The organism is Cohnella cellulosilytica (genome assembly GCF_042431195.1).
In the GTDB taxonomy this organism is placed as follows: domain Bacteria; phylum Bacillota; class Bacilli; order Paenibacillales; family Paenibacillaceae; genus Cohnella; species Cohnella cellulosilytica.
On the sequence record NZ_JBHMDN010000036.1, the window covers coordinates 40189 to 52591 of the forward strand.

General features: G+C 56.7%; 8 protein-coding genes and 1 rRNA gene. 6 read left to right on the top strand and 3 right to left on the bottom strand.

All coding sequences use genetic code 11. The annotated features are described in order from the left end of the window. Nucleotides 1-20: 20 nt before the first annotated feature. The 4 genes from ACFFT4_RS25440 (at nucleotide 21) to ligA (ending at nucleotide 6356) form a co-directional block, all read left to right on the top strand. The gene (locus ACFFT4_RS25440; RefSeq protein ID WP_378051796.1) at nucleotides 21-947 is read left to right on the top strand and encodes a hypothetical protein; all 927 of its coding nucleotides are present in this window, start codon (nucleotides 21-23) and stop codon (nucleotides 945-947) included. A 217-nt stretch (nucleotides 948-1164) separates the two neighbouring features. After that, a complete protein-coding gene (gene pcrB / locus ACFFT4_RS25445; protein ID WP_378051798.1) occupies nucleotides 1165-1884 on the top strand; it encodes a heptaprenylglyceryl phosphate synthase in 720 nt (239 codons plus the stop codon). Then, nucleotides 1874-4294, top strand: a complete 2421-nt coding sequence (gene pcrA / locus ACFFT4_RS25450) for a DNA helicase PcrA (protein WP_378051799.1) — start codon at nucleotides 1874-1876, stop codon at nucleotides 4292-4294. The genes pcrB and pcrA overlap by 11 nt, the downstream gene beginning before the upstream one ends. Before the next feature lie 43 nt (nucleotides 4295-4337). Next, nucleotides 4338-6356 (top strand): NAD-dependent DNA ligase LigA, encoded by a 2019-nt coding sequence (ligA, locus tag ACFFT4_RS25455; protein ID WP_378051805.1) that lies wholly within the window; start codon nucleotides 4338-4340, stop codon nucleotides 6354-6356. A gap of 211 nt (nucleotides 6357-6567) precedes the next feature. Here the strand turns inward: ligA and ACFFT4_RS25460 are convergent, their stop codons facing one another. Together ACFFT4_RS25460 and ACFFT4_RS25465 are read right to left on the bottom strand one after the other, a co-directional pair. Then, entirely contained in the window at nucleotides 6568-6984 is a 417-nt protein-coding gene (locus tag ACFFT4_RS25460; RefSeq protein WP_378051800.1) for a DUF4395 domain-containing protein, read from the bottom strand. A 70-nt stretch (nucleotides 6985-7054) separates the two neighbouring features. Further along, entirely contained in the window at nucleotides 7055-7912 is an 858-nt protein-coding gene (locus ACFFT4_RS25465; protein WP_378051801.1) for an AraC family transcriptional regulator, read from the bottom strand. Between the two features lie 130 nt (nucleotides 7913-8042). Between ACFFT4_RS25465 and ACFFT4_RS25470 the strand changes: the two genes are divergently transcribed. Beyond that, nucleotides 8043-9002 (top strand): phytanoyl-CoA dioxygenase family protein, encoded by a 960-nt coding sequence (locus tag ACFFT4_RS25470; RefSeq protein WP_378051802.1) that lies wholly within the window; start codon nucleotides 8043-8045, stop codon nucleotides 9000-9002. 94 nt (nucleotides 9003-9096) lie between these two features. Here the strand turns inward: ACFFT4_RS25470 and ACFFT4_RS25475 are convergent, their stop codons facing one another. Then, a complete protein-coding gene (locus ACFFT4_RS25475) occupies nucleotides 9097-10680 on the bottom strand; it encodes an amidase (protein ID WP_378051803.1) in 1584 nt (527 codons plus the stop codon). A 1523-nt stretch (nucleotides 10681-12203) separates the two neighbouring features. On the opposite strand from ACFFT4_RS25475, the gene ACFFT4_RS25480 reads away from it, so the two are divergent. Continuing rightward, nucleotides 12204-12403 (top strand): 16S ribosomal RNA (locus ACFFT4_RS25480); the annotation flags it as partial.

Sequence of the window (12403 nt, forward strand, 5' to 3'; positions counted from 1 at the left end):
TTTGAGTAGGGGGGACTATGTTGAATTGCATCCAATGCAGGCAGCCTGTTGCCGATGGGAGCCGCTATTGCAGTTTCTGCGGAACGCGTATCGAGGAGCTTGAAGAGGCGGCGGAAGAAGAGACAAGCTATGGAGATATCCAATCGGCTTCGGCAAACGCGGGGCAGTTAAGCATAGGGGTGTCCCTGTTCCTGCTTGTGACCGTGCTTGCCGTTGCGGTCTCGTGGATACAAGATTATACCGCGTCGAAGGATACCAAGATCTTGGAAGTCTTCGGCAAATATCGCGCTGCTATTGAAATGCGGCTTTTCCCAGAGGGAGAAACGGAGCAAATGGAGCGGAAATACGCAGCGGCAACGCAGCAAATGGAAGAGGGAAATTATGTCGAGGCTATACGCTTATACGAGGAATTGGGAGCTTCTTCGGAGAATGAACAGCAGATCTACCGTGCAAAGCTCAATATAAGCAAAAATTATCTGGCTTCCAACGAATATACGAAAGCAATCAGCATTCTCAAGGAGCTGCAAGATCATAAAGAGGCCGCGGAGTTTCTCAAGGAAGTCAATTTCGCTTACTGCGTCGCTCAATATGAAGCCGGAAAATTTCGTCATGCGAAGCTGCTGTTAACAAGAATTGACGATGATAAGAGGACCGAGGAATATCTGGAAAACGCACAGTTAATGATTGATTTTTCAGGCGTATGGGAGAGCAAGGATCAAAAAGTACAGGTTATGTTTTACGGTTGGAATGGTCGGATAGTGACTGAGACTGGCTTGAGGACGCCCAAGTACAATTATATATACGTGAAGGCGGCTTTGAAGGACGGGCGGCTTGTTGGCGACGACTATACGTTTGAGATCAAGAACAAGGAATTAATCGTGAAGCACGCTTCGTCCAAAGCCCAGAAATATAAGAAGATAGCCGACTATGCATATGATATGATGTAATGATCCCATTTTACCGATCGCATTTCTCTTGGCTCCGCCGCGGATTTTTTCTGTCGGCGGAGTTTCGTTTATATCCGGACTAACGAGGCGGAACAAGTTCTTTTTTCCAGGTTGGAAGAGCCGCCGATTTCCTGTAGACTATTAACTAGTCGGGCGGGCTCCGTTAGAGCGGGATCGTCTGTCCGGACATTTACAATTCGGGAATCACGGAGGCATCATGCGCCCCTCATTTTATAGCGAATGGAAACATGTGTTCAAGCTCGATCCCGACAGGGAGATCGGCGACGAAGCGCTGGAAGCGGTATGCGGCTCGGGCACGGATGCGATTCTCGTCGGCGGCTCGAGCGGGGTGACTTTCGACAATACGGTTGAACTGATGTCCCGCATCCGCCGGTACGAGGTGCCTTGCGCGTTCGAGCTGTCCGATCCGGCGTGCGGAGTACCGGGATTCGACGGCTATTTTATTCCGAGCGTGCTGAACGCCAGGGGTTCCGAATGGCTGATCGGGCACCACGCGGCGGCGATCAAGGATTTCGGGCATCTGATGCCTTGGGAATCGATCGTCGGCGAAGCGTATTTGGTGCTTAATCCGGACTCGACCGCGGCCCGGCTGACGGAAGCGGACGCCCGCATCGGGGCGGAAGAAGCCGTCGCTTACGCGCAGGTCGCGGACCGGCTGTGGAACGTGCCGGTGCTGTACGTGGAGTACAGCGGAACGTTCGGCGATATGGAGCTGCTGGGCAAGATCCGCGGCAGGCTGCAGCAAGCCCATCTCTTCTACGGAGGAGGCATCGACGGTCCGGAGAAGGCGGCGCAGGCGGCGCTCCGGGCAGATACGGTTGTCGTAGGCAACGTCATTTACGATAATTTGGCAGCCGCGTTGACGACGGTTCAGGCGGTTAACCAAGCGGCAAAGGAGCGGAATTATGTTCTTTGAAAGAGATAACGCAAGCTCGATCGATATCGACGAATCCATCAACAGATTGAATCCGAGGCAGAAGGAAGCGGCGGTCGCGACCGACGGCCCGCTGCTGATCATGGCCGGAGCGGGAAGCGGCAAGACGCGCGTGCTGACGCACCGCATCGCCTACATCATCTCCAAACGTCTGGCGGCGCCGTGGAGCATACTCGCCATCACGTTTACGAACAAGGCGGCGCGCGAGATGCAGGAGCGGGTGTCCAAGCTTGTCGGTCCGTCCGGCCGGGACATCTGGGTCAGCACGTTCCACTCGATGTGCGTGCGCATTCTGCGCAGGGACATCGACAAGATCGGCTTCGGCTCCAACTTCAGCATTCTCGATTCCGGCGATCAGCTGTCGGTCATCCGCAACGTCATGAAGGACAACAACCTCGACGTGAAGAGATTCGAGCCGAAAGGCGTTCAAGCCGCCATCGGAGCGGCGAAGAACGAACTGATCTCCCCGGAGCAGTACGACCAGCGGCAGGGAGACTACTTCGAATCGATCGTCGCCAAGGTCTACATGCAGTACCAGAAGCGGCTGAAGGCGAACAATTCGCTCGACTTCGACGACCTGCTGCTGCTGACGATCCAGCTGTTCAAGGACGCTCCGGATGTATTGGACTTTTACCAAAACAAATTCAAATATATCCATGTCGACGAATACCAGGATACGAACAAAGCGCAATATACCCTCTGTAAAATGATGGCCGACAAGCATCACAACATCTGCGTCGTCGGCGACAGCGACCAGTCGATCTACCGCTGGCGGGGCGCGGACATTACGAACATTCTCAACTTCGAGAAGGACTACCCCGAGGCGCGCAGCATTTTGCTGGAGCAGAACTATCGGTCGACCTCGAACATTCTGGACGCCGCCAACTCGGTCATCAAGAATAATATCGGCCGCAAAGCGAAAAATCTATGGACGGACCAATCCGGCGGGGAAAAGATTACGGTGTACCAAGGAGATTCGGAGCATGAGGAAGGATACTTCGTCGCCGGGGAAATCCGCAAAAACCGTCAGAACGGCCGCCGCTACTCCGATCACGCCATCCTGTATCGGACGAACGCGCAGTCCCGGGTCATGGAGGAAATTCTGATCAAGTCGGAAATTCCGTACCAGATCGTCGGCGGCATCAAGTTCTACGACCGCAAAGAAATCAAGGACATCCTGTCCTACCTGCGGTTAATCTCCAATCCGGACGACGACAACAGCCTGCTGCGGGTCGTTAACGTGCCGAAGCGGGGGCTGGGCGACACGACGATGGCCAAGGTTCAGGAGGAAGCGACGCGCAAGGGCATCTCGATTCTCCGCCTGCTGAACGAAGGGGACGGGCTGCTCGGCGACGGTCTGTACCATCTCGACGTTCAAGGCCGGGCCAAGATCGCGCTCGGCGGCTTCCGGGACTTGATTCGCAACCTAAGCGCGATGACCGACTACCTGTCGGTGACGGAGCTCACCGAGAAGCTGCTGGAGATGTCGGAATACCGGCTGGAGCTGCAGCGCGAGAATACGCTCGAATCGAAAGCCCGGCTGGAAAACATCGAGGAGTTCCTGTCCGTAACGCAGGAGTTCGAGAAGCGCAACGACGACAAGTCGCTGCTCAGCTTCCTGACGGAGCTGGCGCTTGTCGCGGATATCGATTCGATGGACGACGACGCGGAGGATGCCGGAGACGCCGTCGTGCTCATGACGATGCACAGCGCCAAGGGGCTGGAGTTCCCGATCGTCTTCATCGTCGGCATGGAGGAGGGCGTCTTCCCGGGCACCCGTTCCCTGATGGACAACGAGGAGATGGAGGAGGAGCGGAGACTGGCTTACGTCGGCATTACCCGCGCGGAGAAGAAGCTGTATCTCACCTGCGCGCGGATGCGGCTGCTGTACGGACGCACGAGCTCCAACGCGCCTTCGCGGTTTCTCGGAGAAATTCCGAACGAGCTGAAGGAAGCGCTCGCCCCGGCGGGCGGCGCTCGTCCGGGCTCTTACGGAGGGTACGGCTCGCGGCTGGGCGGCGGAGCTTCCTATGGTGGATCGGGCTACGGCAATCCGCGCGGCTCCTCCTACGGCGGTTCCGGTTCGGCGGCGGGCAGCGGAGGAGGCTATCCTCCGTCGGGCTTCGGAGCGCGTCCGACCGTCTCGCCGATGAACGGAGCGGCGGGAGGCGTCTCGCCGGTCGTCCGGCCGCAGACGCCTTCCGCGGCCAAGCCGGTCGGAGACGGCATGGAGATCGCCGCCGGCGACAAGGTGCAGCACGCCAAGTGGGGCGTCGGAACCGTCGTCTCGGTGAAGGGAACGGGCAACGACGCCGAGCTGCAGATCGCGTTCCCGGCGCCGGTCGGCGTCAAGCGGCTGCTCGCGGCGTTCGCCCCCGTGACCAAAATCTAGGTTGGGATTATCAATTAAAGCGAGGTTAACGTGCATGGCGCAAATGGATTCGTTGGAACGGATGCGGAAGCTCGTCGAAGAGCTGAACGCGCATGGACACCGTTACTATACCGAGGATAATCCGACGATAAGCGATCAGGAATACGACGCCCTCTACGACGAGCTGATCGCTCTCGAGGCGGCGAGCGCCATCGTGCTGCAGGACTCTCCGACGCGCAGAGTCGGCGGCGACATTCTGAAAGGCTTTGAGCCGCATCGCCACCTGTCCCGGCTGTGGAGCTTGGACAAGGCGCAGAACGTCGAGGCCTTGGCGGCCTGGGTCGCGCGCGCGAACAAGCTGATCGCCGACTACAACGCCAAAAATCCGGAGCAGCCGCTGCCCGATCCCGAGTATGTCGTCGAGCTGAAGTTCGACGGCCTGTCCTTGAACCTGACCTACAGCGGAGGAGAGCTGGCGCAAGCCGCTACCCGGGGGAACGGCGAAGTCGGCGAAGGCATTCTGGCGCAGGTCCGGACGATTCGCACCGTGCCGCTGACGATCGGTTATGCCGGCGGAACGATCGAGGTGCAGGGCGAAGGCTTCATGAGGCTGTCCGTGCTGGAGAAGTACAACGTGACCGCCGCCGAGCCGCTCAAGAACGCGCGCAACGGCGCGGCGGGAGCGCTGCGCAACCTCGATCCGAAGGTGACGGCGTCGCGCAAGCTGGACGCGTTCTTCTACAACGTCGGCTATTCGGACGGCATCGCGTTCGCCAATCACCGCGAGATGATGGCGTTCCTGCGGGAGAACAAGTTCCCCGTGAATCCTTATATCGCTTATTTCTCGAATGTCGAGGAGCTTTTCCGGGAGCTGGAGGCGATCGTCGCGCGCCGAACCGGGCTGGATTACCTGATCGACGGAGCGGTCGTCAAGCTGACCGACATGAGGACGCGCGAGGTGCTCGGCTATACGGACAAGTTTCCTCGCTGGGCCGTCGCCTTCAAGTTCGAGGCGGAGGAGACGACAACGGTGCTCGAGTCCGTGTCCTGGGAGCTGGGCCGCACGGGCAAGGTAACGCCGCTCGCCCGCGTCGAACCGGTCGAGCTGGCCGGCGTGACGGTGCAGAACTGCACGCTCAACAACATCGGCGATATCGAGCGGAAGAACCTGCTGAACGCTCTCGGAACGCGGGTTTTCATCCGCCGCTCCAACGACGTCATTCCGGAAATTCTGGGCAAGGCGGACGACGAGGAGGGCGGAGCGATCGTCGCGCCGACCGTATGTCCGGGCTGCGGATCTCCGCTGGAGATGCGCGGCGCCCATCTGTTCTGCAACAACCGGCTCGGCTGCAAGCCGCAGATCATCGGGCGGATCACCCATTTTGCTTCGCGCGATTGCATGGACATCGAGACGTTCAGCGGCAAGACGGCGGAGCAGCTATACGAGGAGCTCGGCGTTCGCGAGCCGGCGGATCTGTACGCTCTGGCCCTCGAGCAGCTGGTCGGACTGCAGCGGTTCGGAGAGAAAAAGGCGTCCAACCTGCTCGACGCGCTGGAGAAGTCGAAGTCGCGCGGGCTCGCCTCGTTCCTGAACGCGCTTGGCATTCCGAATACGGGCAAGGCGACGACGAAAATGTTGGCCGATTACTTCGGAGATTTGGACCGTCTGATGGCCGCGGAAGTGGAGGAGCTGGTCGGGTTGCCGGACGTCGGCGGCATTGTCGCCGAGAGCATCTATCAATATTTCCGCGATCCGCTTAACCAGGCGAGCATCGCCCGGATGCGCGAGCTTGGCGTGAAGCCGGAAGCCTCCGCCCCGACTGCTTCTGCCATGGATACGAATCATCCGCTGTTCGGCAAGACGGTCGTGCTGACCGGCACGCTGACGCGGATGACGCGCGATGAAGCCGCGAAGAAGCTGGAGACGCTCGGCGCGAAGGTGTCGGGCAGCGTCTCCAAGAAGACCGATCTCGTCATCGCGGGCGAGAGCGCCGGCAGCAAGCTGACCAAGGCGCGCGATCTCGGCGTCCCCGTACTGGAGGACGAGGAAGAATTGGTGCGTCTGCTCGGCGGCGCGGAATAAAAAATCAAGGAGCGTTCCCGCCGTCATCCAGGATGACTCGCGGGACGCTCCTTCCCTGTTTTCGCTGCGGTACACGGTGCATATTCGCGCATAATTATATTTTCATAAGCCTAAGGGTTTGCGCTTGAAGCGAGGGAGGGGCCAAGTGAGCCATTGCGCCGGACTGCGTCTCACCGTCCTTCCTTAATTGCCATCATGTCCGGAATTGCGATCATGTCCGGCGAAACCGGCCCGCGCGAATTTGCTTGATCCAGAAATAGACCGTGCAGCCGATGCAGAAGCCGACCAGCGCGGCTCCGGCCGCCAGCAGCAGCATCGCCGACAAGGCGTAACCGGCGATTTCCCAGCCGAGCGCGAAGGAGACGAGGGCCAGCGTCAGGAACAGGACGGCCAGCAGGTTGTTGAAGCGCTGAAGCTCAATCGCCTGCGTTTCTTCTCCTTTATTTTTAAGCGCGCGCTTGGCGATTTGCACGAACACGTTCAGCTTTCCCTCCGTAAGCAGACCGCCCAACTGGATCGCCCACAGAACCGCCAAAATCCAAAATTGATGGAACAAGAAAAACAAAATAACCGACAGCACGATTCCGGCTTGATTGGCCTTCACATACCGCATGGGAATTTCGCGCATTCAATCACCCCAATGTCGATGAATTTACTTGTAATTAATCGTAATCGATCGGAGCTCCATAAGCAATAGGTTAGATCATCCGCTTCCGCGAACGATACGCGCTCGGAGACTGGCCGGACATGCGGCGAAACCATTTGCAGAAATAGTGAATGCTGCCGAATTGGAGCGTTTCCGCGATCTCCGTGACCGTCATCCCCGTCGTTTCAAGATAGCGCTGCGCCGCCTGCAGTCTCATCCTCTGATGATCGGCATGGGGAGAACGCCCGACGGCCTCCTTGTAGGTTTTGGATGCGTAATCGTGACTATAGCCCGTACACTCCTCCAGCCATTCCATGCGATAGTCGGCTTCCGCCCGCGCTTCGAGCGCGGAACGAATCCGTTCGACCATCGTTGGGGCGCTACTGGTCACGGTCGTTCTCCGTAGACGCACATAGAGCCGGATCATCGCGGCGCGGAGGCCGAGCGGCGCCAACTCGTCCTGAACGTTGAATTCTTTAACCAGCTCTTCGAAAAAAGGGAGCGCCCATGACCCGACAAGCGAGCAGGCGGGGATCAAGGCGTTCGGAACGTCGTCCGGGGCGACGAGGCTTTGGTCGTACTGCAGAGGAAACTCGATATTGCGAACGGAAGGATGCTGCGGCCGGGCGACGTATTCGGATTCATCGGGAGCGAAGTGCAGGCCGAACAGGACGAAGGGATCGTCGAGATCGGCGGCGATCCGGTGCGGGACCTCCGGGCCGTATCCGAGCAGGCAGCCGGACTCCACGGAATGCGTCCGGCCGTTGATCATAATTTCGCCCTTTCCTTTTTCCACGTACAGCCACTGATAATCGTCGATCACCCGAGGTCCAAAAGTTTCCCCCGGCCGGCAGGCGAGCCGGTTCGCGTAATGAACGATCGGATTAAAGCTGCGCTCGTTGTCGGACATAGCGTATTCCTCCCGGCAGATAAAGCGGCAATACCGATAAATGACAAATACGACCCGGCTGCCGCTAAATCCTTCTTTCTTTTCCTATGATAACATGGCTTCAAATCGATAGCATAAGGAGAGATGATCCATGTCGGGATTACCGGTTAAGGACAACAATTTAAGTCCGGTCGCAGGGACGTTTCAAGACTCTTCGCCGCTGCTTGCCGCGCCCGAGGCTCTTCGCGAACGCGCGGAGAAGGACGGCCTGCTGTTCTTCAAAGGTCTTATTCCGCGGGAAAGCGTGCTGGAGCTGAGGATGGAGGTTATAAAAATTCTGGAGAGCCGCGGCTTGACCGATTCTCGTTACGCGCCGATCGACGGCATGGCCGACGTGGAGGCGGTCAATCGGATTTCCGACGAGGACATTCGCTGGAACGGCGTCGGAGTCACGCGCGACATTTATCTCGCGATTCAGAAGCTGGAGGTTTTTCACGCGTTGGCCCATCATGAGCGGCTGCTGTCCATGTATCGCGAGCTGTTCGGTTACGAGCCTTTTCCTCATCCGAGAAACATCGCCCGAGTAATGCTGCCCCATCGCGACACCAAGGTTACGCCTTCCCATCAGGATTTTCTTCATATTCAGGGCGAAACCGAAACTTGGACGGCCTGGATTCCGCTCGGCGACGTTCCCCGGCAGATTGGGGGCCTTGCCGTTCTGAAGGGCAGCCACAAGGCCGGACTGCTGGGCGTAACGGAAGCGCCGGGAGCGGGAGGACTGGAGACGATTCTGTGCGGGCTGGATTACGAATGGCAGACGATCGATTACGAGGCCGGCGACGTGCTTACCTTTAACAGTCTCACCGTTCACAAGTCGATGCCCAATCAGGTGCCGGGACAAATACGGCTGTCTTGCGATTTCCGCTACCAGGCTCTGAAGCCGGGCGCGGCGATCGAGCCTCGTTCGCTGCTGCCGCACGGCCCGTTTGCTTGGGAGGAGTTGTACGAAGGCTGGACTCGCAAGGAGCTGCAGCATTATTGGGAGGATGCCGGATTTCGTTATACGGAATTTGACGAAACCATCCGTTGGCAGAAAGAAAAGATTTGTTAAGGTTTATGCTGCGGATGCCAAACGAAGGGGCTGCTCCGGGTCGGTCTGCGACCTTTCGGAACGGCCCCTTCGTTTATTCGGTCGGAAACCGCGTTTACCGTTTTTCTGTCAAGACGGGCGCTTTCCGGAATTTCGTGGCCTGCTCGTAGTCGTAAGCCATGCCGAGCAAGTCGGCTTCGCTCCACATCTTTCCGAAGAAGGCGAGCGCGAACGGCGAGCCGCTCTTATAGTAGCCGGCAGGCACGGTCACGAGCGGTACGCCGGCCACGTTGATCTCGGAAACCGTCGTCGCCCCGATGTTGTCCTCGCTGGAAAGCAGCGGCGTTTCCTTGAACATCTGAGGGAAGGCGAAGCCGTCCAGATCGTTTTTGTCCATCACGTCGCCAATGATTCGAAGAAGCTTGGTCCTGACGGCAACGAAGTTCGAGAGGTCGGCGACGGAGGTCGGATCGGGCAGATCGTCGTTGTAACGGTTGAAAACGGACGGCTTCTCGTTCGTTTTCTCCAGAAGCTCCGCTACCGAGGTGATCGCGGCGTTTTTGCCGAGCCGTTTCAAATAAGCCTCCATATCGTAGATGACGGATTCGATGCCGACGGAGCCCGAAGCCTTGAAATACTCCGCGAATTCCGTTCCGGCAAAAGGATCCGGAACAACGACGGCTCCCTGTTTCTTCAACTCTTCGATCGCGCGGTCGTACAGCGCCTGCGTTTCCTCGGTCAAATCCTGATCGCGCCAGCCCGGGCCGTACAGACCTATGCGCTTGCCCTGCAGAGCGCTCTTGCTGAGCTTGGAAGTATAGCCGTTGCGCGGGATATTGCCGATCGCGGCGACCGTTTTCGGATCTTCGAAGCTGTAGCCGGCAATGACGTCCAGCATGGCGGCCGCGTCCCGAACCGTTCGGGCGTGCGTCCCGATAACGTCGCGGGTGCTTCCCCCAAGAGGAACGACTCCGGCGTTGGGGACGAGGCCGAAGGTCGGCTTGATTCCGACGATCGCTTGGGCGGCCGCGGGATTTTGGATCGAACCGCCGGTTTCCTCCGCGATTCCGAGAATCGCCATATTTCCGGAAATGGCCGTCGCGGTGCCGCTGCTGCTCGCTCCCGGCACCAGCTTGCGATCGACGGCATTGTAAGTATCTCCGTCCCAGCTTGTCGTCGCCCGGGTTCCGGAAGAGCTGAAGGCGGGAATGTTCGTGCGGCCCAATATAATCGCATCGGCCTCCTTAAGCCGGGCGACAACCGGAGCGTCGAATTCGGGAATCAGCTCGATTCCGCCTTTTTCCTTGCTGAGCGGGGCCCAGCCCATCGTCGAAGGGAAGCCGGCCATATCCACTGCTTCTTTAATGACGATAGGCACGCCGGCGAGGGCGCCCAGCGGCTCTCCGGCCGCTCTGCGTTTATCGATCTCGCGCGCTTTTTCCAGAGCTTGAGCGTTCATTACGGTAAATGCATTATAGTTCGGCTCGTACTGATCGATGCGATCCAGATAGGCTTTAACGACTTCTTCAGCGGTATACTGGCCGTTTTTGTATCCGGCCTGCAGTTCGGACAGCGTAATTTCTTCGAATTTGAACTTTGTAGCGGCTGCGGCGTAAGGCAACGAGGCGAACGCAGTCGAAGCGACGATGAGGGCAAGCGCCAATGCAAGCGTACGACGGGAAAAAGCGGATAAGGACATCGTAACAGCTCCCTTATTTTTTAATGGATGAAATAGACGGCTGCCAGACGAATGAGAGGTACGATCGAGAGGGGCGAACAGAATTCGGGAACGATCCTCCTTTCTTTACGAGTTTGAAAATGGGAATAGAAATAACTTTATGTTAAATAATATAACTTAAATATGCCGTTTAGAAGATATAAATTAGGGTTAAGTGGGATTTTAAGGATTTTATAAGCAGAAAACTTCATATTTATGTAAGTTATAAGTAATGTTAAATAACATTAAATTATGGATCATGGGAAAATATTTGAGTTTGTTTCGAAGGTAGGAGCGAGGGCCGCACGATAAGGGACTTATGTCATCGCTGTTATCATGTTGTCTCTTGATCTCATTTCCTCATCGTGTCAGTCCCCCTTGCCATGCAGTCCCTTCATGTCATTGCCTCTTTGGTACTGTCCTTTGTCCGGTTGTCTACCATTGTCGTCGTTGCCTCGCCACTTAACATGCTTATCCTCAACGCTTTTGCCGCTATCCCGTTCACTCAGTCTCTTCCTATTATCATTATCCCGCTCCCTCAGTTTCCTCTGCGTTTTGTATGCACCGTTCTTCCGTCTCACTTATGGCCATTATCCCGTTCGCTCAGTTTCCTCAGCGTTTTGTATGCACCGTTCTTCCGTCTCACTTATGGCCATTATCCCGTTCGCTCAGTTTCATCTCTTTTCGTACACGCTGTCCCTCCGTCTCACTTATAGTCATTATCCCGATTACTCAGTTTCCTCTCCCTTTGTACGTACTGTTCCTTCGCCTCGCTTATAGCCATTATCCCGTTCGCTCAGGCACGTTCATTCTAATCTGGAAGATCTGAACATTCTCTGATCGAAGGGGATACCGGCAAATAGAGTGATAACCGCCATTTCTCTGAGTAAACGGGATACCGACAAATCGGACGGAAACGCCACTTCTCTGAACGAGGGGGATACCTGCAAATGGAACGAAAAGCACGACTTCTCTAAGAAGGGGTTATCGACAAATGGCTGCCGGGTTGAATTCCGGGGCGATGGAGGCGTGTAAGCTATCGAGCGTTTCCTAGCTCTGAGGATCGAGATGAGGGTGTTCAAACAGCGATGGCTATGTACGTCGATGACCGTATCCAGGTCGTCCGATTTGCTTTAGCTGTAAAGGGTTCTGCATGGAATAATTTAACTGTTGCATAGTAGGTATGAGCCGTGGTATATTCTAATTCCTGTCGCCGAAACGGAGCGCAATCAATAAAGTTGCATACGTCGGGCAAACTTGATTACTATCGAATCTGGTAAAATGGTTCTGGTAAAAATTGAGGGTTGCAAGAGGGCGCGGGATGAGGTAAGATGAAATCCTTGCGTCGGAAACGGGGCGGGACAAGCAACACCGATTGTTCTTTGAAAACTGAACATTGAGCGTAAGAAACAACAAGCAAAACCAGCAAGAAATGAGCGAATCAACTTCTTGTGGAGACTTTCACTCTCGGGACTTCCTCCGGAAGCCCTGCCGTGAAAGCTCCTTTCATGGAGAGTTTGATCCTGGCTCAGGACGAACGCTGGCGGCGTGCCTAATACATGCAAGTCGAGCGGAGTTGATGAGGTGCTTGCACCTCTGATACTTAGCGGCGGACGGGTGAGTAACACGTAGGCAACCTGCCCTCAAGATCGGGATAACATTCGGAAACGGATGCTAAGACCGGATAAACGGTTTGGTCGCATGA

Coding starts and splice junctions, on each gene's coding strand:
- pcrB (WP_378051798.1), top strand. CDS start 1,165: ATGCGCCCCTCATTTTATAGCGAATGGAAACATGTGTTCAAGCTCGAT.
- pcrA (WP_378051799.1), top strand. CDS start 1,874: ATGTTCTTTGAAAGAGATAACGCAAGCTCGATCGATATCGACGAATCC.
- ligA (WP_378051805.1), top strand. CDS start 4,338: ATGGATTCGTTGGAACGGATGCGGAAGCTCGTCGAAGAGCTGAACGCG.
- ACFFT4_RS25460 (WP_378051800.1), bottom strand. CDS start 6,984: ATGCGCGAAATTCCCATGCGGTATGTGAAGGCCAATCAAGCCGGAATC.
- ACFFT4_RS25465 (WP_378051801.1), bottom strand. CDS start 7,912: ATGTCCGACAACGAGCGCAGCTTTAATCCGATCGTTCATTACGCGAAC.
- ACFFT4_RS25470 (WP_378051802.1), top strand. CDS start 8,043: ATGTCGGGATTACCGGTTAAGGACAACAATTTAAGTCCGGTCGCAGGG.
- ACFFT4_RS25475 (WP_378051803.1), bottom strand. CDS start 10,680: ATGTCCTTATCCGCTTTTTCCCGTCGTACGCTTGCATTGGCGCTTGCC.